Source organism: Micromonospora sp. WMMA1363, from assembly GCF_030345795.1.
In the GTDB taxonomy this organism is placed as follows: Bacteria; Actinomycetota; Actinomycetes; order Mycobacteriales; family Micromonosporaceae; genus Micromonospora.
The window spans coordinates 46,002-65,471 of record NZ_JAUALB010000015.1 but is presented as its reverse complement, the minus strand read 5'-3'; the positions used below and the strand labels follow the sequence as shown (position 1 = coordinate 65,471).

Below are 19,470 nucleotides of genomic sequence, written 5' to 3'. Positions count from 1 at the left end.
GAGGACCGCGCTGTGACCACCCCCGGAATCGAGTTGGTCAGTCCGAACAACGTCACCGCCAACGCCATGCTCCGCGCCGTCGACATGGTCCGCCCCCGGTTGCAGGCCACCCGGCCCGAGCGGGTCGCCCTGGTCGTCGGTACGCAGATCAACGGGGCGCCGCACCTGGGCACCAGCCTGGTGCAGACTGCGGCGTTCCTGCTCGCCAAGGCGATCCGTCGGACCTTCAACGTCGACGCGATCGTGCGGTTCGGTGCGCTCGACAACGCCCCGCACGACATCCGCCTTGACCCCGAGACGATGCACGCCTACCAGCAGACCTACTTCCACGCGCTCGGCAAGACCCAGATCGGGGAGCTGATCGAGCGCTACTACCGGGCGTTCTTCGACAGCCTCGCCGACGCCACCGGCGTCGACTACGAGGTGGAGACCTACACCGAGCAGCAGGAACAGCCGGCGTTCCGGGCCGAGTTCCTGCACACCCTCGATCGGCTCGACACGATCCGCTGGCCCCTGGCACCGTCGCACGGGGTGGTGCACATCCGGGTGCCGTGCCCGCAATGCGGGTGGGCGGAGAAACGCGCCGAGCGGACCAGGGTGGCCGTGCACCGGCGGATGGACGCCACGTTCAGCGCCGTGTGCACCGACCACGGCCCGTACGAGATAGCCGTCGCCGCGGACGGCGGCGGCTATCTCGATCTGGCCACCCTGTACCGCAACCTCGTGAAGGAGCGGGTGCTGGCCCGCGACCCGGTCACCCTGTCCGTCATGGTCAAAGGTGGCGACTGGGCGTTCGGCTGCCAACTCGTCGACGAGGCCCACCAACAGCTCGGTGGCCTGCTTGCCCCGCCGCGGGTCTTCACGCCGATGGTGCTGACCGACACCGGCGCGAAGCTGTCCAAGAGCCTCATCCGCGAACGCCTGGTCGCGCTGCCCACCGGCGCCCAGCCGTGGATGCTCGACGCCACCGCGTGGGACGGCGGCGTGGACAACTACGTCGACACTCTCGTCTGGCTGGTGTCGAAATTCCTGTCTGACCCGAAGCACTTCTACCGCAGCTACACCACCCAGGAGCTGAACCGCATCATGACCGCGCACCCGATCACCGAGGCCCCGCCGCGCGCCCGGGAGATGAACCTCTACCGCCGTTACTTCGACCTGCTCGCCGCCGGCCGCAAGACCATCGAGGTCCGGGTGCAGTACCCGAACCTGCGCAACCTCGCCCCCGGCCAGCTCATCCGGTTCGTGTGCGGCCGCGACGAGGCGTTGACGAAGGTCAAGCGGGTGGCCCGGTACGAGTCGTTCGAGCAGATGCTCGACACCGAGGGCCCCGACAAGGTCAACCCGGACAGCCCCCGCCACCAGCAGCTTGCGAACATCCGCCGCATCTACGGCCCTGAGAAGGAAGCCCTCGGCGTGCTCGCCATCGAGGTCGAGCTGATCCCCCCAGCACTGAACGTCTGACGGCCAGTCCCCGCCGGACACCGTTGACCTGGGGGTCGGAGGCGTAGCGTGGTGGGGCATCGGAAGGGACCGGCATTCCTCAGCCGGGTGTGTGACGGTGCGAACCTCCGGCTGATCCCGCCGGACACCTCACGCGCGGTGACCAGCACGGGCAGCCCGCATCGAGTGGGCCCGGCATCGACGTAGCCCGCGGGATCGGATCACCCTAGCCGCACGGTGCGGTTTGGGTGCGAGTGGCCCCAGGCGTAACCGAGGGCACGAGCCGACGGAGGAACCGTCATGGCCCGATCAGAACCGACACCGATGGACCACGAGGCCGCCGACCGCATCAGCGCGGCCGCCGACCGCGATCCGCACTCGCCGACCGCTACCAGCGGCTTCGACGACCGAGCGCAGGAAGCCGCCGACCGCAACGATCCACAAGACCCGTACGACTACGACGACGAGTAGCCCCCGCTCCGGGTAGCTGTCCGCCTCCTGGAGTCTGGGGCGGGCACCTACCCGGAGCGGGGGCCCCAACGGATGCAGCCAGTCATGTCAGCAGCTTAAGATCTACTGCCGGTTTGCCGGCGTACTCCAGTGGCCCTGAGTTGTGGCAGGTAGACGTCGAGCGCGACCGCGACGACCTCGGAACGCGAGACCTTCCGGCCGCCAGGCCGCCGATGCCAGATCTCGTTATTGACCCAGCCGCTCAGCGCGTCCATGATGGCCAGCTCTCCGGCCGTGGGCCGGATACGCAGCGGCGCCGGCCGCAGCGGCGCCCCCGACCCCGGCTCTGCCCGGTACGGGAACAGGTCACCCGGGCGAGGCCCGGGCCGCCGCTCCAGCACCAGATCCGGCAGATGCTCGGCGTGCGCACGAAGCGCATTGAGCACCAGTGCGGTGTGGCTGGCGTGCTGAGGCCGCGCCTGCTCGAACCGGCGCATGATCTCCCCCGGGATGCTCAACACCGTGGGCGTGACCATCATCGCCGCCGGGTCCGTTAGGTCGACCTCCAGTTTCGGCAGCGGCGAGCCACCCGTCCGGGCGGGCGAACTGGCGCGAGCCGGCACCGGCCGCGTACCGGAGGCCGGTCGCGGTGACGTGGCCTGCTCGACCCGCTCCCCCGTTATCGGTGCGGCTGTCTCGGGTGCTACCTCGCGAGGTATCTCACGCGCTGTCTCGCGGTCGTCGTCGGGCGCGTCGGCCGGCGCCAGGTTCGCGGCCGCCTGGTCGTCGGCGGTCGCGGGTATCACCTTGGGATGCCGCGGCGGGGGTGGCTCGCGTCGCCGGCGCTCCCGCCGGCCACGAAGCTCGTCTAGGCCGTTACCCGGCTCAGGCTGCGACATAGCGCACCACCTTTTCCCCGACCCGATGCAGTTCCTCGACGAGGGGTCGCGCCCGGGCCGACACCGGGTTGCTCGCGCATATCGCCATCCGGCGCTGCCGCGTGGGCAACCATGAGTAGTTACTGACCGACGGGCCGACCGGGACGAACGACGTCGCCGAGATCCGGCTCAGCCATTTGATGTACCGCTCCGGCGGACTGATCCCGACCTTGTTCGGGATCAGGATGATCCGGTACGACTTCAGCTCGGACACCAGGCCCTCGGTAGCCTCCATCTCCCGCTCGCCGAGCACGGTCGGCACGACGATGCCGTGCGCGGCCGCCACCGCGGCGTACGTCGAGGACTGCGCGCCCGGGTGCGTGTCGACGACCACGGGGCAGCGGTACTCCTCACCCCAGGCAGCGGCCCACGTCTCCAGCGCCTCGGTCAGCTGCTCGTGCGGCGGCTGGTCGATACCGAACTCCGCCGAGCAGGGCACCAAGTCCGGCCGCCACGGTCCCCCGGCGAGGGGCCGCGGTACCCGGCCACGCCCCAGCGCGTCCATCAACGGCGACCCGATCCGGTTCTCCTCCCGGTACCCCCAGGCCCGGGAGGCGTTGCCCCGGTCCCAGTCGAGATCAATCAGGACCGCGCCGAGCAGGTACGCCAGCTCGTACGCCAGCAGCGTCTTACCGATCCCGCCCTTGTACCCGGCAACAACGATGATCTTTCCGGTCAGATCGGCCGGGGTCATGCCCAGCGTGGCCAGCCACGCGCCCTTGCCCGCCCCGGACTCCCGGGCGCTGTGCCGCCCGCCCGGTATTCCGTCCTGTTCGACCAGCGCCGCGGCGCTTTCCACGTCATCGACCACGGCGACCCCTCCGCCCGAGACTGCATTGCAGCCTCCATACCAGGTTTCGGCGCTCAGTGCACGCGACACGTCGCACCTCCACCGGCAGCGTTATGGATGGTTACATGCGTGGTCTATCTCATGAGCTATCTCATGCATCATCTCACGTACTATCTCGCCGGATCAGGTGTACGAGCGTTGGGCTCCGGGTTTAGGCGGCGCGGCCTGCCTGGGTGGCGTGGGCGATCGCGCGGCGCAGCGCGGACAGCGACACGAGCCGGTCGTTCTCCAGCTCGGTCAGGCCCACCTCGATCCACTCGCGGATCAGGGTGGAGGACTTCACGCCGGCGACCTCGGCGGCCGCGCGGACCCGCTGGTCCAGGTCGACGGGCAGGCGCACCCCACGCATGACCATCGGTTCAGCCTCCGCCGCTGGCGGCAGCTCTACGGGGGCCGTGTCGTCGTACTCGACCTCACCACTGGCGAACGCCTCGGCCGCCCGCACCACGTCCTCGCTCATCTCCCATGCCTCGAACCGCTTGAGCTCCGCCGGGGTCATCTCCCGCGCCCCGATGATCTGCTGGTCGAACTCGCCCACCTTGCGCACCGCCACCACGAGGGGCCGCCCGGCGTGGGTGCGTCCCATGACGGCGATGAACCGCACGCTGCCGCTGGTGGCGGCAAGGGGCAGACTCCGCCGCGCCGCGAGCACCTGCGCGACCTCGTACGGCTCGACACCGAGCAACGCGGCCAATGCCTCAGGCAACCAGTCGTATCCCACACGGCCAGTGTAAAACGTTCGGTTGACGGGGGCTGAGCCTCGATCCACGTGTGTCACGAACGTTGAAGGGAGCTTGATGTAGGAGGAGCTTCTGGGTGCGGTGCTGCGTAAGAGATGAGGGTTGGCCCCTCGGAGTCGGGCCTGCGGGGGCAGGCTTCAAACCGCCCACTGCTGCGTTGGCTGAAGACTGTCGTGGTGAGCGTGTGGGAGAAGGCGCACGTGATGCGTCAGGTGGGGATCAGGAAGACGAGTGTCGTAGCTGTTGAGGTGCCGAAAGAGGCTCGGATGGCATCGAAACCGGAGCATGTGGATAAGTGGGCACGCCGAGCATCCTGCTCCCCACACCATGCGGTTTCGGTATCTCCACCGCGAGCACCGGCGGCGGGAAGTAGCTCCCCGAGGACATCCGGTTCCAGACCCGATACAGGTTGTTCTTCAGGTCGGCCTCGAAGTCCTCAACCGAGCAGCCATCCACCCCAGCGGCGCCCTTGTTCGCCCTGACCTTCTCCCACGCCTCCCATACTTCCCGCTTCGAGATCTCGAACGACTTGCCTGCTGACTTCAGCTCGCTCACGCGACTCCTCCCAGACCCGAAGGGCCCGGTTGATCGAACGAACAAACCACGGATGACCTGACCCCTTGGCTCCAGGGAGTGTCAAGTTAACGGCTGATCTTGGTTGTTGAGGTGGTCAGTTGTTGGCCGGGGTGAGCCGGCCTTCGAAGGCGATCTGGAAGGCGTTCAGTGGTGCTTTCCAGCGCATGGTCCAGCGTCGGCGGCCGGCTCCGGTCGGGTCGAGGCTCATCAAGGCCATGTAGACGCACTTGAGTGCGGCCTGCTCGTTCGGGAAGTGGCCACGAGCTCGCACGGCCCTGCGGATACGGGCGTTGACGGACTCGATCGCGTTCGTGGAGCAGATGACCTTGCGGATCTCCACGTCGAAGGCGAGGAACGGCACGAACTCCGCCCACGCGTTCTCCCACAGCTTCACGATCGCCGGATACTTACGGCCCCACGCCTCGGCGAACTCGAGGAACCGCTCGGTGGCGGCGTCCTCGGTCGCCGCGGTGTAGACCGGCCGCAGCGCTTTGGCGATCTTGTCCCAGTCCTGCCGGGCGGCGTAGCGGAACGAGTTGCGCAGCAGGTGCACCACACACGTCTGCACGATCGTGCGCGGCCACACCGTCTCCACCGTCTCCGGCAGTCCCTTGAGCCCGTCACAGACCAGCATCAGCACGTCGGCCACGCCGCGGTTCTTCAACTCGGTGAGCACGTGCAGCCAGTACTTGGCGCCCTCGCCGCCGTCACCGGCCCAGATACCGAGGATGTCGCGGTGGCCGTCGACGGTGACCGCCATCGCGAGGTAGATCGGCCGGTTCGCGACCTGACCGTCCCTGATCTTGACGTTGATGGCGTCGATGAACACGACCGGGTAGACCCGGTCCAGGGGCCGGTTCTGCCACTCGGCCATGCCGTCCATGACCTTGTCGGTGATCGTGGAGATGGTCTGCTTCGACACCTCAGCGCCGTAGACCTCAGCCAGGTGCGCGGCGATCTCGCCGTGGGTCAGGCCCTTGGCCGACAGCGACAGGACCATGTCGTCGACGCCGGTCAGACGCCGCTGCCGCTTACGCACGATCTGCGGCTCGAACGTCCCGGCGGCGTCGCGTGGGACCCGCACCTCGACCGGCCCGACGTCGGTGAGCACCGTCTTGGTCCGGCTGCCGTTACGGGTGTTCCCGCTACCCCGACCCGCCGGGTCGTGCTTGTCGTAGCCGACGTGGTCGGTGATCTCCCCATCCAACGCCGACTCGAGGACCCGCTTCGTCAGCTGCTGCAGCAGCCCACCCTCGCCGGTCAGCTTCAACCCGTCACCACGAGCCCGATCGACCAGCATCGCGATCAACTGCTCATCCGTGACCGCACCCACCGGCTCCACGGCCGGCTGTCCCACGGTGGTCTCGGTCGTCATCTGGCGTCTCTCCCTTGATCGGTCGATCAGCCGTTATTTGTACAGTCCCCATGGCCGAGTATCGCCAGCAGACGCGACCCTGCCCGGCCCGCTAACTCCTTGACGACGGCTTTGACCTGCCTGTTCAAACGGGCTGTGCGGCGCTGGTATCGCTCCAGCACCCCGGGAACCTGTTCACAGAAGGTGTGGCGGCAGCCGCGCGTGGGGCACACCAGACGCCGCACCCGCACACGGACCACCACCCGGCGCCCGTCGACCGGAACGTCGGCGACCGTCCGCCAGTGATAGCCGTGCACCCGTCCGGACGAGGCCCCGCACCTCGGGCAGACCGCAGTGTCACGCGGCGTCCGGGCCCGCACCACGATCCGCTCACCCTCGTCGGTCACGTCCTCGATGACCAGCGGGGACAGCCCCGAGAACACCGTCCGTACAAGCCTGTTGACATCCTCCACATAGGAACAACGACACCCGCCACCCTCCGTCACCACCGAAAGTGAGACAGGGCCGTTATTTGTACAGTCCCGGGACTGCTCGGTCGCCTGTCCGGCCTGGTATGACTTACCGCCCCTGTCGTATGGATGATCCGGGGGTGTTGTCGCCGGGCCGGGTGGCGTCGACGGACCGCTGATAGGGACACGGCCGCCCGTGACTTGGGGTAGGTCTCTTCGTAACGTGGGTGCCGGCAGTCGACGCCAGACTGGCGACCGAGCCGAGACGGGCGCAGCCTTTGGATGATCATCCAGGTGTCGAGTCTGGGAAGATCAAAGAGGACCACGCCCGTTGGCACCATCATCGCTGATTGACGTGTTGGCCGTGCACGCGGACCGCCTGTTGGACGAGCCGTTACCGGGCCAGGGCAGGGCAAACCTGATCACGGCGTTGACGGCTGTGCCGGACCGGCGTGACCCTCGCGGTGTCGTGCATGCGCTGCCCCCGGCGCTGGCCACGGCGGTCGCGGCGGTACTGACCGGCGCCCGATCCGCGGCGGCGGTCGCGGAATAGGCCGCTGACACAGCGTGGACGGCAAAACCTTCGAGGCAGCGGCCCGGCCGGTGCCCAGGTGCATCTGCTCGCCGTGCTGGATCAGCACACCGGAACCGTCCTGGCCCAGGTCGATGTCGACGGCAAGACCAACGAGCCGTGAACGGCAGTTACCCGAACATGCAATGACCCTGAAACACGCCCTGGCCAGGATGAAGTGCTTCAAGATCCTGCGCGACTACCGCCGCGCCGCCCACACATTGACGTATGCCGCCTCCGGCATAGGTCAACCTCCACAACATCATCCTCACTGGCTGACCACCGGCCCGGTACCAGGCGATACCTTCAGCTAGTTACGAGACGTCCCTTAAACGCTGGATGCGTCAAGAATATCGCTACTGATCTCTGTATACCGGATCAGTCGCTGAAGTGCCGCCGAAACTCCCCTAAGCTGCGCAACACCCCCGATAATCACTTTTTCCAGGTTGTTTTTCGCCTCATAGACCGCCGGAATAATATCCTCGTCCCCACCTAGCACGAGGACTCCATCGGTGTGGTCAGTGTCCCCATTCATCATCAGTTGAACAGCGAAGTTGGAATCGGTCCGCTTTTCAACAAAGTCGCTCCAGACGTGTCCACATTTAGGGCAAGTTGTATTTCTCGGCTTGTATTCGCCGAGGAAAACGTTAACCCCTTCGGTGTCTTCTCGCATCAGATCTCTCATGTGCCCATCACGTGTACGGGCCCACTGTCCCCACTCGTTCGGTTTCATGGCACCGAACATCCACACAGTTTGGATGTCATAGTGCGGTGGGTCGAGATCTTCGTACAGGTCGTCAAGGACGAGCTTCCCTAGCTTGAAAAAATCGAACCACTCGTAAGTGTTCGGATAACGCCCCTTGACATTGCCAAAAAAATTAGCCTCGTCGATATAGATATCCCATTTTGTTGTCCGATCTTTAAACTTCGGCATAGGCGGAATCCCGGGGCCCTCGATGTGATACGGGTTCATGCTTCAATCCTTTCATGTTTACCGAAATGCATCCGTTAATTTGGCAACGCACCATACGCGCCTGTGCGCTGCCAGTAACCATACGGGATGAAACAATGAAGATTCTACGGAACACCGAACTTCGGGGGCCGGCCGGGTACTTAGCTCGCCAGGGTGCGATGACTGTAGTACGCGGCGTAGATACTGTCAGCCTATGTATTGATATCCCTCTTGCTATTCTAGCATTTCTTCTTGTTTGCTGGCGCTCTGGCCACGAACGTTCAGGATCCCCGGGGGCAGGGCTATTGCATTGTCGTGTTGCTGCTGGTCACGGTCGGTTTTCCGGTAGTCACGGCGTCGATGAGCTCGTGTGGGCGGTGACTGGCCCGGCGAGTTGCTTCGGCGATGTTGGTGGCGCCGTCGGTGTGGTGGTATCCGATTGCGGTGTTACGGAGGGTGGCGAACACGGCAGGACCGTTGTGGGTCCTGGCCTGGTGGGCGTCTTCACGTAGCGTGACGTCTCGGACGTGATGTAGGCGGTTCTCGATATGCCATTCAGAGCGCGCCCAGGTGCCGAGGTCGGCGGGTTGGGCCTGGTCGGCGGGCAGCGAGATAGTCAGGTACTCCGTTTCGCGAGTGGTCTTGCCCTTGATCGTGCGGGTCCGGGTGATCCGGACGGCCTGTTCGGCGTTGGGAAAGCCCAGCCCGCCGGGGGTCTTGACGGTGAGTGCCTTGACGGTGCGGGTCTCTTTGCGGCCGTGACCGGTCTCGCGGGTCTGTGCCCCGACCGGGACCTGCGCCCAGGGCAGGGCCTTGAGCTGGGCGAACAGCTTGGGTTGGTTGGCCTTGATCGGGACCATCAGATGAGCGTCGGCGGAGGCGAGCAGATCGGCGTGCCCGGTCTGGGCGTGCAGCGCGTCGGCGACGACCAGGACGTCCTTCAGGGATCCCAGCACGGCCGCAACCAGGCGTAGTAGTGGGGTGAACGCCGGGATTTCGTTCGACTTCGCCGTGATCTGAACCTGGGCGAGCACGATCCCGGTGCTGGTGTCGTAGGCCGAGAGCAGATGCACCTGCCGCCCGTCGGCGAGGCGGGCACCCCGGGCGACCTTCCCGTCGATGGCGATGACGAGTCGCCCCCGGCGCCCGCCGATCACGACCGGCCCGGCCCGCTCCCGCAACCAACACGCGAGGACCTGCGACAACACCTCGGCGTCGAGCCGGATCAGCAGCCGCCACACCGTCGTCGCGGCCGGTACCCGGCCGTCGAACCCGAGCCGGGTCCACACCGACTCGTCCTGGAAGCGCATCCAGTCCGCGACCGCGGCGAACGTGCACGCCCCGGCGAGTACCGCGCACACCGCCGCCGCCAGGACACTGACCAGCGGATACCGCCGGCCCCGCGGATCGCGCGGGTCGTTGATGACCGCCAACGCCACGAACAAGCTGCGGCGGTCACTGTCACGGTCGCTACCGGTGACCACAACCGGTGACGGCAGGCTGGGGGGTCGGTGCGGCAGCACGATCTCGGTCAGTGATGATGACATCAGCGGGTACGGTCCTGTTCTCGATCACGGTTGTCTTCGCAAACACCATGATCACCAACGGGCCGTACCCGTCCCACATGGACCCCGGACCTCGCCGAACCCCCTGCGAAACCCCAGTTCAACCGCCCTTTGATCGACTACACAACAGCCCTGCCCCGGGGGGGTGTCCCTATGGGTTTTGTCAAGCCGCGAGGCGGGGTTTGTCCGCCGGTTTCGGCTGGTATGGGGTCTTGGTGCGCAGCATGGCGTGTAGGACGTCGACGCGGCGTCGGGCGAGGCAGATGAGGGCGGCGTTGTGTTTCTTGCCCTCGGCGCGGTTGGGTCGGCCCGAGGCGCGGTGCCGGTCTTTCGACCGGTCCGTTTCCTCGGGCCGCCCGCCGAACCCGGCGTGCCCATTACTGAGCACCGGGCTCTCCACAAGTCCCGATCGGCGCGGGTCGTCGCTCAGCTTGCCGGGGTCCACGGCGTGGGGATCTTCGCGCCCCGGTAGCGGTAGCGGGTGGTCCGCACCTTCCCGGGGTCGAATAGTGTCATCTCGCCGTCAGCCGGCCACCAGCCGCCGGCGCAGAAGCGCCGACGGAGGTTCCTTCCAGGTGATCTTTCGGTGTTTGCGCCGGATCCATCCCATCACCCGTTCCCAGGCGTACTTGGACAAGTATTGGAAGGTCGAGCTGGACACTGAGCTGATCTCAGCGACGCAAATGTGTTGATTGGTGCGACACGGGCGAAGGTGCTGAGATTGGACGGTACTGGAACGGGGCGCGGAGTCCTCGGTAGGTAGTTCTCACCACAAGATCACCTACACGGTGAGGACTCCGCGTGATCGCATATCGTGCCACGATCGACGTGCCCAGGGAACTCGTGCAGTACCTCGGCCGGCTACTCGCCGCCGAACGCCGAGCCAGGGGAACCCGGCGCGACACCCGCGCCTTGACCTGCTTCTACCAGGCACTTCTCGTGCTCGTCTGGTTCCGCAAAGCCGAGGACCTGACCCTGCTGGCCGCCGGTTTCGGCATCTCCCGGGCCACGGCGTACCGCTACCGCGACGAAGGCGTCGCCGTGCTCGCCGCCCAGGCAACCGACCTGCACACCGGCTACGCCGCGTCGCCGACGACGGCTGGTCGTACGTCATCCTCGACGGCAAGCTGTTCGACTGTGACCGGCTCACCGAAACCACCCTGTCGGTCAGGGGCGAGACCATCGACGCCTGGTATTCCGGAAAGCACCGCGACTTCGGCGCCAACATTCAAGCCCAGGGCCCCGGAGTAGTCCGCGAATGTCCCTTTTGGCCTGACGTTGTCCTGAGGGACGTGACCGGATGAGGAGCGAGCACGACACCTGTGGATCATGGTAACTACTCAGGTTGGCGGTCCATGCTGATTTGATCTTGGCGGGGTTGTTGGGCAGGATGTCCGGGTGCCGGAGATGTCGTCCATCGTGGAGCTGCTGGAGCGGCTTGCCGTGCTGGAGCAGGCCCTGGCGCGGGCGAACGCGCGGATCGAGGCGCTGGAGGCGGAGAACGCCGAGTTGCGGCGTCGGTTGGGGCAGAACCCGCGGAACTCGAGTATGCCGCCGTCGGCGCAGGGGCTGGGTAAGCCGGCGCCGAAGTCGTTGCGGGGCCGGTCCAGGCGCCGTTCGGGTGGCCAGGACGGTCATCCGGGCCGGACGTTGCGGCAGGTCGAGGATCCGGACGAGACGGTTCGGCACGAGCCGGTCGCCTGCGGTGGCTGTGGTGACTTGCTCGCCGAAGCGCCGCTGGCTGCGGTGACCCGTCGTCAGGTGTTCGAAATCCCGCCGGTCACGGCGCGGGTGGTCGAGCATCGGCTCAACACGCGCCGCTGCGCCTGTGGGGTGCTCACCCGCGCGGACGGCCCGGCCGGGGTGGACGCGCCGGTGCAGTACGGGCCCAGGCTGGCCGCGATCGTGGTGTATCTGCTGGTCGCCCAGTTCGGGGCGCAGAAACGCGTCGCGCAGACCGTCGCCGATCTGTTCGGGGTGCCGATCTCTGCGGGCAGCGTCGCCGAGCTGACCGCCCGCGCCGCCGTGCGGCTCGAGGGGGACTTCCTGACTGCGATCCGCACCGCGCTGACGGCGGCGCCGCTGGCGCATTTCGACGAGACCGGGTTTCGGGTCGCCGGGAAGCTGCACTGGGTCCAATCCGCCTCGACCGGCAAGTACAGCCTGCTCTACGTGCACCCGAAACGGGGTCGGGACGCGATCGACGCCGGCCAGGTCCTGCCGTCGTTCACCGGGATCGCCGTGCACGACGCCTGGGCCCCCTATGACTGCTACCCGCAGGCCACCCACGCCCTGTGCTGCGCCCACCTGCTCCGGGAACTGACCGCCGCCGGCGAACTCGACCCGTCCGCGACCTGGGCCGGCCAGGGCATCCAGGCCCTGCTGGACCTCAAAACCGCCGCGGACCAGGCTGTCGCGGCAGGCCGCGACCACATCGAGCCCGCCATTCTGGCGGCCGGGGTCGCCGCGTTCCGTCACGCCGCCCTGGCCTCGTCCGTTCAGAGCGGATTTGATTCATCGAGGGTCATGAAGGAAAGGTGCGCCTGGCCTGCAAGGATGTGAGTGTCTACGTCATGTCCACAGCAGAGTCGGGTGCACCTTTCTGGTGAGTAAGAGTAGCGGGTGGGATCAGCGGCTGCAGGTCGCGGCGGGTGGGAAGGGTTTGGTCGGGCATGCCGGCGCGGTTTTGCTGCGGCGGTGCGCGGACCGGACCGGGCTGGCCTGGGCGTTGAACGCGGTGCTGCCTCGCGGTGCGGGGCCGGGGTGGTGGGACCGGGGCACGGTCTTGATCTGCCTGGCGACCGCGATCGTGCTCGGCGCGACCAGCATGTCCGACATCGGGCTGCTCGCCCATCAGGCGCTGGTGTTCGCCGAGCCACCGTCGGAAGCGACCGTGCGCCGTGCTCTGGCCGGCCTCGACGAGACCGCCCTGCGCCGGATCGCCAAGGCGCGGGCGAAGGCCCGCGCCCGGGTCTGGGAGCTTCTCGAGCGCCGGCCGCAGGGGTTTCCGTGGCTGCTGGTGGCGGGCAAGCTGCTGACCGGGTGGGTGGTCATCGATCTGGACGCCACCCTGATCACCGCTCACTCCGACAAGCAGGGCGCGGCGGCCACGTTCAAGAAAGGCTTCGGGTTCCACCCCCTCGGGGCGTGGTGCGCGAACACCAGTGAGAGCCTGGCCATGCTGCTGCGGCCGGGCAACGCCGGCTCGAACACCGTGGTTGATCACATCCGGGTGTTGGGTGAGGCGGTCGCCCAACTGCCGGTCAGATACCGGCGCAAGATCCTGGTGCGGGTCGACGGGGCCGGCGCCACCCACGACCTGGTGACCCACCTGGAGCAGATGAACCGGCTGTGGCGCAGCGTGAAGTTCACTGTCGGCTGGACGATCACCGACGCCGACGAGACCGCGATCGCCGTGCTGCCCGCCGATGCCTGGACCAGCAGCCTCGAACCCGACGGTAATGCCACCGATCAGGCGCAGGTCGCCGAGCTGACCGGCCTCAACCAGCGGGTCGGCAACTGGATCGACGGGCTACGGCTGATCGTGCGGCGGACCAGACCGTCCACCCGACACGTCAGGAACCTAACCGACCTGGAGAAACGTACCGGCTGGCGGTACGCGATCGTCGCCACCAACATCCGCCGCATCCACGGCGTGGCCGGCTCTCACCAGCCGCAATGGCTCGACGTGCTGCACCGTTCGCACGCCGGAGTGGAAGATCAGGTGCGCACGAACAAGGCCATGGGCCTGCGAAACCTGCCCTCGAAGGCCTGGACCGTCAACCGCGGCTGGGTCCTAGCCGCGAACATCGCCGCCGATCTGGCCGCCTGGACCCGACTGCTCGGCCTGCACGACCAGCCCGACCTCGCCGACGCCGAACCCGGCACCCTGCGCTACCGGCTGCTGCACCTACCCGCCAAGCTGGCCAGCCACGCCCGCCGGAAGATCCTGTCCATCCCCGACACCTGGCCCTGGGCTGAGGCGTTCCAACTCTGCTGGCACCGCCTAGGCCTGATACCCCCGCCGACCTGACCCGTCCCCCCGGCCCTACCAGCAGAGAAACCACCCGGACCTGGAGAACCGGCGCCCGCGCAGCGACACGCGCCGACCCCGACCCCCAACCGCGTGGGACAAAACGGTCAAACCGAAACGGACGGCGAGGGATCAAAACCCTCTGACGAATCGAGGCCAGGCACGACGACGGTCTGCGCGTCGAGCGCGGTGAGGATCTGCGCGACCAGGCGTACGCCTATGCGTGGCGCACGCTTCTTGACCATCTCGACCAGTTTCGTCCGGCCGGCCTTGCGCAGCCCGGCTGGTCCACCGCACTGCGACAGCAGCTCCAGCACGGCTGGATGCTGCAGTTTCGGGCCCAGGACCCGCTCCAGCGGCGGGTGGATCTGGGTGAGCAGACCACGAATCCGGTTGGAGATCCGGGTGACCTCGCCGGCGAGGTCGTCGTCGTAGCCGACCAGGACTTCCAGCTCAGCGAGGGCGTCGTCGCCGGCGTCGACGCGACGCAGCGTGTGCGGCAGGGTGCGGGCGGCGTCGGCGATCACGTAGGCGTCGCGGGCGTCGGTCTTCGCGGTGCCGGGGTGCAGGTCGGCCAGTCGGCGCATGACCAGGCCGGGCAGGTAGGCCACCTGATGCCCACACACGCGCGGGCCACCGCCACGGGCAGCGCGCCGATCGATGCGGGCTGGTCGACCACCATCAGGACCCGGCCGTGCCGGGCGAGCTTGTCGAACAGTTTCCGCAGGCCGGCCTCGGTATTGGGCAGCGTAGCGTCGTGCAGCCGCTTCCCTTCCGGGGTTAGCGCGACCGCATGGTGTCCTTCCTTGCCGACATCCAGTCCGATAAAGACGCCGTACTCGTCGTACAACGCTGTGCCTCCCCAACTGCTACCGTGGCTCGGCCGCTGGTCAGCGTCGGACTGCCGGCATCCACGTTACGAAGAGACCTACCCCGCACGCGGGGCGGCCGGGTCCCTATCAGCGGTCCGCCGACGCCACCCGGCCCGGCGACAACACCCCCCGGATCATGCGTACGACAGGGGCGGTTAGTCATACCGAGCCGGGCGACCGAGCAGTCCCCGGCTGGGGACGATCAAAAAGGTAACGGGTCGGGATCCTGCCCGATGGTTTGGTGCTGCGCCGCTCTACGGGTGGATGTGTGGTGTCGCCTACACCGAGCGGATATGACAGGAGTACGCTCGGAGTATGAAAGACGAACGTCATCGGCTGACTATCTCCGTACCCCCGGACGTGGCCGAACGCCTTGCCGACGAAAAGAACGCATCGGCATTCGTCACCGAACGCGTCCGCACCCACATACGGCTGGAGGCCCTGCGCCGCGACCTAGCCGCAGCCGGCATCCACGTCACTCAACGAGGCGTGGCCGAGGCCCGCGCCCGCCGGTACGTTATGCAGGCCCAATGGCCGCAGGAGCGCTACGCGGCCCTGGAACAGCGGGTGAGCGCCGCAGCCCGGGGTGAGCAGGCCGAACCGCAGGCACCGGCCGCGTGACCCCTGACCAGGGGCCGTCACCGGTCACCCTGATCTTGGACCGGTCGGCGCTGGTGGCCTACGCCGTGAACCGTTCCATCCACGTGGGTGAACCGCTACACGAGGTCATCGAGGACGGCAACCTGTTCGGGGTCACCGCCGTCACCGTGGCAGAGGCCGAGACGCTGGTGACCGACCGCAAGGACTGGCAGGTGCTGCGCCAGCTACTTGGCCGGGACGCCTGCCTGGTGCTGCCCACCCGGGGCGACACATGGCGGGAACTGGCCTACTGGCGCGCGGTGACCGGCCGCGGGGACCTGGCCACCACGGTGCTGGCGGCGCTGGAGCACCGCGCGTCAATCCTGAGCGCGGACGCCAACCGGTACGGCCCAGAGGGCCACCTTCCGGTCATCTACATACCGCAGTGACCGGATGAGCTGCCCGGGGGACACTGGAAATAACGGCCCTGTCTCAAGGGACTGTACAAATAACGGCTGATCGACCGATCAAGGGAGAGACGCCAGATGACGACCGAGACCACCGTGGGACAGCCGGCCGTGGAGCCGGTGGGTGCGGTCACGGATGAGCAGTTGATCGCGATGCTGGTCGATCGGGCTCGTGGTGACGGGTTGAAGCTGACCGGCGAGGGTGGGCTGCTGCAGCAGCTGACGAAGCGGGTCCTCGAGTCGGCGTTGGATGGGGAGATCACCGACCACGTCGGCTACGACAAGCACGACCCGGCGGGTCGGGGTAGCGGGAACACCCGTAACGGCAGCCGGACCAAGACGGTGCTCACCGACGTCGGGCCGGTCGAGGTGCGGGTCCCACGCGACGCCGCCGGGACGTTCGAGCCGCAGATCGTGCGTAAGCGGCAGCGGCGTCTGACCGGCGTCGACGACATGGTCCTGTCGCTGTCGGCCAAGGGCCTGACCCACGGCGAGATCGCCGCGCACCTGGCTGAGGTCTACGGCGCTGAGGTGTCGAAGCAGACCATCTCCACGATCACCGACAAGGTCATGGACGGCATGGCCGAGTGGCAGAACCGGCCCCTGGACCGGGTCTACCCGGTCGTGTTCATCGACGCCATCAACGTCAAGATCAGGGACGGTCAGGTCGCGAACCGGCCGATCTACCTCGCGATGGCGGTCACCGTCGACGGCCACCGCGACATCCTCGGTATCTGGGCCGGTGACGGCGGCGAGGGCGCCAAGTACTGGCTGCACGTGCTCACCGAGTTGAAGAACCGCGGCGTGGCCGACGTGCTGATGCTGGTCTGTGACGGGCTCAAGGGACTGCCGGAGACGGTGGAGACGGTGTGGCCGCGCACGATCGTGCAGACGTGTGTGGTGCACCTGCTGCGCAACTCGTTCCGCTACGCCGCCCGGCAGGACTGGGACAAGATCGCCAAAGCGCTGCGGCCGGTCTACACCGCGGCGACCGAGGACGCCGCCACCGAGCGGTTCCTCGAGTTCGCCGAGGCGTGGGGCCGTAAGTATCCGGCGATCGTGAAGCTGTGGGAGAACGCGTGGGCGGAGTTCGTGCCGTTCCTCGCCTTCGACGTGGAGATCCGCAAGGTCATCTGCTCCACGAACGCGATCGAGTCCGTCAACGCCCGTATCCGCAGGGCCGTGCGAGCTCGTGGCCACTTCCCGAACGAGCAGGCCGCACTCAAGTGCGTCTACATGGCCTTGATGAGCCTCGACCCGACCGGAGCCGGCCGCCGACGCTGGACCATGCGCTGGAAAGCACCACTGAACGCCTTCCAGATCGCCTTCGAAGGCCGGCTCACCCCGGCCAACAACTGACCACCTCAACAACCAAGATCAGCCGTTAACTTGACACTCCCGACCACGGCGGGCGGCCGCGCCGGCGCGAGCAGGTCGGGACGTCACCGCGACCGCGCGCGGGCGGTGACCACGCCACTCGGTAGTAGAAATGGACACGGCCCGGCCGGCGCGGGTGTTGCCTTGCGCGGGCCGGCGGCCGCCGCCGGACCACCTGGCCGGGGCTGGTGTGCGACAGGTGCGAGACGTGCCCACGGTGCGCCTCAGCCTGGCGCACCGGATCCGGGCTGCGTGGCCTCGGGCCAGTCGTCCACTTCGGCGGCCGAGATCGCGCGGGCGGTGGTGTGGTCGCCCCGGGCGGCGTCCGCCGTAGCGGTGAGGGCCGCACGCCGGGTGGATCCGCGTCCGGCCCGTTCGGCGCGGGCGGCCTGGTCCCGCTCGTCCCACTCGGTGCGGGCGGTGGCTAGTGTCCTGCGCCGGAAATTCGCCTAATAAGTGGGTAGGGTGACGGGATGCCGAGAACTGGGCGTCCCACTGCGCCGGTGACGCTGACCGACGAAGAGCGAGCGACGTTGACGCGGTGGGTACGTCGGGCGAAGTCGTCGCAGGTCCTGGCGATGCGTTCGCGGATCGTCCTGGCGTGTGCTGACGGTGCGTCGAACACCGACGTCGCAAGGGATCTCGGAGTGCATTTGTCCACGGTGGGCAAGTGGCGGCGGCGGTTTCTGAAGCTGCGGCTGGACGGACTGATGGACGAGCAGCGACCAGGCCGCCCGCCGTCGATCAGCCTCGACCAGGTCGAGGACGTGGTGGTGACGACGTTGGAGCAGGCGCCGCGCAACGCCACCCACTGGTCGCGCACGTCGATGGCCGAGAAGTCGGGGTTATCGAAGTCCACGATCGGGCGAATCTGGCGGGATTTCGGCCTCAAGCCCCACCGTGCCGAGACCTTCAAACTGTCCACCGACCCGCTGTTCATCGAGAAGGTCGTCGACGTCGTCGGGCTCTACCACAACCCGCCCGAGCGGGCCGTCGTGCTCTGCGTTGACGAGAAGAGCCAGATCCAGGCACTCGACAGGTCCCAGCCGGTCCTGCCGATGATGCCCGGCATGCCCGAACGGCGCACCCACGACTACACCCGCAACGGGATCACCAGCCTGTTCGCCGCGTTCAACATCGCCGACGGCCATGTGATCAGCGAGTTGCACCGCCAGCACCGCGCCGTCGAGTTCAAGAAGTTCCTGACCACCATCGACAAAGCGGTGCCAGCCGAGTTGGACGTGCACCTGGTCTGCGACAACTACGGCACCCACAAGACCCCGGCCGTGCGGGCCTGGCTGGCCCGCCACCCCCGGTTCCACATGCACTTCACCCCGACCGGCTCGTCCTGGATCAACCAGGTCGAACGCTGGTTCGGCCACCTCACAGAGCAGAAGATCCGCCGCGGCGCCCACAAAAGCGTCCAAGCCCTGGAAGCCGACATCCGCTCCTGGATCGCCGACTGGAACCGCGACCCACGGCCGTTCACCTGGACAAAGACGGCCGAAGAGATCCTCGAATCACTCGCACGATTTTGTAGGCGAATTTCCGGCGCAGGACACTAGTGTCCCGCGCTTGAGGTTCGCTTACAAAGTGCTGCGATGCTGTCGAGGATCTCGTCCGCGGTCTTGGTCCACACGTACGGGCGTGGGTCCTGGTTCCAGTTGGTGCCGGGCAGCGGCCGCCGCTGCGAAACCGGCCCCTGACTGCCAGCGGTGTCGCTGGCGCGGTTCACTGGCCGCTCATCCGCCTGACGCGAGGTAGCTGGATATACCACTCAACTGCAGCGGACACAAGAGCCGAGCGAGATGCAGCGCCCACCTGACCTACGAGATCCTCCAGCACGGCGAGCTCGCTATTCGTCAGTTGCACAGGCCACAGGACCCGACTCGGGCCTCCGACGTTGCGGGAGGGGCGTCGGCTTGCCCGCCGTGGCGGGAAACGGCTGCCCGCCGGACGTTCGACGATCTGCCGGTCTCGCACGACCTGCTCCAGCATATCGCTGTCGATGGCCACATCGATCGCATCCATGACGATGGTTGCGTATGTGACGGTACGGGCGGCCGACAGCCGTTTGGCTGCCGCTGCGGCATCGCGGTCGAGGTAGATCGATACCTGCAGCGATGGCTCGACCAGCACGGCGTCACTGGCAGCCCCGTATCGAGCTGGGGGCGCGGCCGATGCCGCGGAACCCGACCGTTCGCCAGCGCTCTCGGTGCGCGGTGAGCGCGCT

At 67.3% G+C, this 19,470-nt stretch carries 19 protein-coding genes and 4 pseudogenes; 11 read left to right on the top strand and 12 right to left on the bottom strand.

Annotated features, from left to right (window positions below; translation table 11 throughout):
• The first annotated feature begins 12 nt into the window (after positions 1 to 12).
• Positions 13 to 1,464: an ASCH domain-containing protein gene (locus tag QTQ03_RS29325; protein WP_289281203.1), complete on the top strand. Its 1,452-nt coding sequence runs from the start codon at positions 13 to 15 to the stop codon at positions 1,462 to 1,464.
• 279 nt (positions 1,465 to 1,743) lie between these two features.
• The gene (locus QTQ03_RS29320; protein WP_289281202.1) at positions 1,744 to 1,914 is read left to right on the top strand and encodes a hypothetical protein; all 171 of its coding nucleotides are present in this window, start codon (positions 1,744 to 1,746) and stop codon (positions 1,912 to 1,914) included.
• Between the two features lie 95 nt (positions 1,915 to 2,009).
• On the opposite strand, the gene QTQ03_RS29315 is transcribed toward QTQ03_RS29320, so the two are convergent.
• The 6 genes and pseudogenes from QTQ03_RS29315 to QTQ03_RS29290 all read right to left on the bottom strand — a co-directional run.
• Positions 2,010 to 2,792 (bottom strand): hypothetical protein, encoded by a 783-nt coding sequence (locus tag QTQ03_RS29315; protein WP_289281201.1) that lies wholly within the window; start codon positions 2,790 to 2,792, stop codon positions 2,010 to 2,012.
• On the bottom strand, positions 2,779 to 3,642 hold the full coding sequence (locus QTQ03_RS29310; RefSeq protein ID WP_289281200.1) for a ParA family protein: 864 nt from the start codon (positions 3,640 to 3,642) through the stop codon (positions 2,779 to 2,781). Before QTQ03_RS29310 ends, QTQ03_RS29315 begins: the two co-directional genes overlap by 14 nt.
• 190 nt (positions 3,643 to 3,832) lie before the next feature.
• On the bottom strand, positions 3,833 to 4,402 hold the full coding sequence (locus QTQ03_RS29305; RefSeq protein ID WP_289281199.1) for a YlcI/YnfO family protein: 570 nt from the start codon (positions 4,400 to 4,402) through the stop codon (positions 3,833 to 3,835).
• Between the two features lie 238 nt (positions 4,403 to 4,640).
• Entirely contained in the window at positions 4,641 to 4,976 is a 336-nt protein-coding gene (locus QTQ03_RS29300; RefSeq protein WP_289281198.1) for a hypothetical protein, read from the bottom strand.
• 115 nt (positions 4,977 to 5,091) lie between these two features.
• A complete protein-coding gene (locus QTQ03_RS29295; RefSeq protein ID WP_289280611.1) occupies positions 5,092 to 6,297 on the bottom strand; it encodes an IS256 family transposase in 1,206 nt (401 codons plus the stop codon).
• A gap of 122 nt (positions 6,298 to 6,419) precedes the next feature.
• Positions 6,420 to 6,824 (bottom strand): annotated as a pseudogene (locus QTQ03_RS29290) (transposase family protein); the annotation flags it as partial.
• Positions 6,825 to 7,152: 328 nt separating this feature from the next.
• On the opposite strand from QTQ03_RS29290, the gene QTQ03_RS29285 reads away from it, so the two are divergent.
• Positions 7,153 to 7,374, top strand: a complete 222-nt coding sequence (locus tag QTQ03_RS29285; RefSeq protein WP_289281197.1) for a hypothetical protein — start codon at positions 7,153 to 7,155, stop codon at positions 7,372 to 7,374.
• A gap of 176 nt (positions 7,375 to 7,550) precedes the next feature.
• A pseudogene (locus QTQ03_RS29280) lies at positions 7,551 to 7,671 on the top strand (IS5/IS1182 family transposase); the annotation flags it as partial.
• A gap of 49 nt (positions 7,672 to 7,720) precedes the next feature.
• Here the strand turns inward: QTQ03_RS29280 and QTQ03_RS29275 are convergent.
• The 4 genes and pseudogenes from QTQ03_RS29275 to QTQ03_RS29260 all read right to left on the bottom strand — a co-directional run bounded on the left by QTQ03_RS29275 (position 7,721) and on the right by QTQ03_RS29260 (position 10,570).
• Positions 7,721 to 8,365 carry an NYN domain-containing protein gene (locus tag QTQ03_RS29275; RefSeq protein WP_289281196.1) on the bottom strand — a complete coding sequence of 215 codons (645 nt, stop codon included), beginning with the start codon at positions 8,363 to 8,365 and terminating at the stop codon, positions 7,721 to 7,723.
• A gap of 281 nt (positions 8,366 to 8,646) precedes the next feature.
• On the bottom strand, positions 8,647 to 9,891 hold the full coding sequence (locus QTQ03_RS29270) for an ISAs1 family transposase (RefSeq protein ID WP_289279424.1): 1,245 nt from the start codon (positions 9,889 to 9,891) through the stop codon (positions 8,647 to 8,649).
• A 181-nt stretch (positions 9,892 to 10,072) separates the two neighbouring features.
• Positions 10,073 to 10,228, bottom strand: a pseudogene (locus QTQ03_RS29265) (IS110 family transposase); the annotation flags it as partial.
• Between the two features lie 204 nt (positions 10,229 to 10,432).
• Positions 10,433 to 10,570 carry a group II intron maturase-specific domain-containing protein gene (locus QTQ03_RS29260; RefSeq protein ID WP_289281195.1) on the bottom strand — a complete coding sequence of 46 codons (138 nt, stop codon included), beginning with the start codon at positions 10,568 to 10,570 and terminating at the stop codon, positions 10,433 to 10,435.
• A gap of 140 nt (positions 10,571 to 10,710) precedes the next feature.
• Here QTQ03_RS29260 and QTQ03_RS29255 point away from each other — a divergent pair, with 140 nt between their 5' ends.
• The 3 genes from QTQ03_RS29255 (at position 10,711) to QTQ03_RS29245 (ending at position 13,942) form a co-directional block, all read left to right on the top strand.
• Positions 10,711 to 11,160 (top strand): transposase family protein, encoded by a 450-nt coding sequence (locus QTQ03_RS29255; protein WP_289281194.1) that lies wholly within the window; start codon positions 10,711 to 10,713, stop codon positions 11,158 to 11,160.
• 156 nt (positions 11,161 to 11,316) lie between these two features.
• On the top strand, positions 11,317 to 12,471 hold the full coding sequence (tnpC, locus tag QTQ03_RS29250) for an IS66 family transposase (protein WP_289281277.1): 1,155 nt from the start codon (positions 11,317 to 11,319) through the stop codon (positions 12,469 to 12,471).
• Between the two features lie 43 nt (positions 12,472 to 12,514).
• The gene (locus QTQ03_RS29245) at positions 12,515 to 13,942 is read left to right on the top strand and encodes an IS1380 family transposase (protein ID WP_289279196.1); all 1,428 of its coding nucleotides are present in this window, start codon (positions 12,515 to 12,517) and stop codon (positions 13,940 to 13,942) included.
• 128 nt (positions 13,943 to 14,070) lie between these two features.
• On the opposite strand, the pseudogene QTQ03_RS29240 reads toward QTQ03_RS29245, so the two are convergent.
• Positions 14,071 to 14,792: pseudogene (locus QTQ03_RS29240) on the bottom strand (IS110 family transposase); the annotation flags it as partial.
• A gap of 337 nt (positions 14,793 to 15,129) precedes the next feature.
• Between QTQ03_RS29240 and QTQ03_RS29235 the strand changes: the two are divergent.
• From QTQ03_RS29235 to QTQ03_RS29220, 4 genes are all read left to right on the top strand, one after another.
• Positions 15,130 to 15,435 (top strand): hypothetical protein, encoded by a 306-nt coding sequence (locus QTQ03_RS29235; protein ID WP_289281193.1) that lies wholly within the window; start codon positions 15,130 to 15,132, stop codon positions 15,433 to 15,435.
• On the top strand, positions 15,432 to 15,842 hold the full coding sequence (locus QTQ03_RS29230) for a PIN domain-containing protein (protein WP_289281192.1): 411 nt from the start codon (positions 15,432 to 15,434) through the stop codon (positions 15,840 to 15,842). The genes QTQ03_RS29235 and QTQ03_RS29230 overlap by 4 nt, the downstream gene beginning before the upstream one ends.
• A gap of 171 nt (positions 15,843 to 16,013) precedes the next feature.
• Complete coding sequence (locus QTQ03_RS29225; RefSeq protein WP_289280611.1) at positions 16,014 to 17,219, top strand: IS256 family transposase; 1,206 nt, start codon at positions 16,014 to 16,016, stop codon at positions 17,217 to 17,219.
• A 491-nt stretch (positions 17,220 to 17,710) separates the two neighbouring features.
• Positions 17,711 to 18,802: an IS630 family transposase gene (locus tag QTQ03_RS29220; protein WP_289278806.1), complete on the top strand. Its 1,092-nt coding sequence runs from the start codon at positions 17,711 to 17,713 to the stop codon at positions 18,800 to 18,802.
• A gap of 166 nt (positions 18,803 to 18,968) precedes the next feature.
• Here the strand turns inward: QTQ03_RS29220 and QTQ03_RS29215 are convergent, their stop codons facing one another.
• Positions 18,969 to 19,376 (bottom strand): hypothetical protein, encoded by a 408-nt coding sequence (locus tag QTQ03_RS29215; RefSeq protein WP_289281191.1) that lies wholly within the window; start codon positions 19,374 to 19,376, stop codon positions 18,969 to 18,971.
• Positions 19,377 to 19,470 lie beyond the last annotated feature (94 nt).

Excerpts from the sequence above, each read along its gene's own strand:
- QTQ03_RS29320 (WP_289281202.1), top strand. The coding sequence starts at position 1,744 with ATGGCCCGATCAGAACCGACACCGATGGACCACGAGGCCGCCGACCGC.
- QTQ03_RS29315 (WP_289281201.1), bottom strand. The coding sequence starts at position 2,792 with ATGTCGCAGCCTGAGCCGGGTAACGGCCTAGACGAGCTTCGTGGCCGG.
- QTQ03_RS29295 (WP_289280611.1), bottom strand. The coding sequence starts at position 6,297 with ATGCTGGTCGATCGGGCTCGTGGTGACGGGTTGAAGCTGACCGGCGAG.
- QTQ03_RS29275 (WP_289281196.1), bottom strand. The coding sequence starts at position 8,365 with ATGAACCCGTATCACATCGAGGGCCCCGGGATTCCGCCTATGCCGAAG.
- QTQ03_RS29270 (WP_289279424.1), bottom strand. The coding sequence starts at position 9,891 with ATGTCATCATCACTGACCGAGATCGTGCTGCCGCACCGACCCCCCAGC.
- tnpC (WP_289281277.1), top strand. The coding sequence starts at position 11,317 with ATGTCGTCCATCGTGGAGCTGCTGGAGCGGCTTGCCGTGCTGGAGCAG.
- QTQ03_RS29235 (WP_289281193.1), top strand. The coding sequence starts at position 15,130 with ATGAAAGACGAACGTCATCGGCTGACTATCTCCGTACCCCCGGACGTG.
- QTQ03_RS29225 (WP_289280611.1), top strand. The coding sequence starts at position 16,014 with ATGCTGGTCGATCGGGCTCGTGGTGACGGGTTGAAGCTGACCGGCGAG.
- QTQ03_RS29220 (WP_289278806.1), top strand. The coding sequence starts at position 17,711 with ATGCCGAGAACTGGGCGTCCCACTGCGCCGGTGACGCTGACCGACGAA.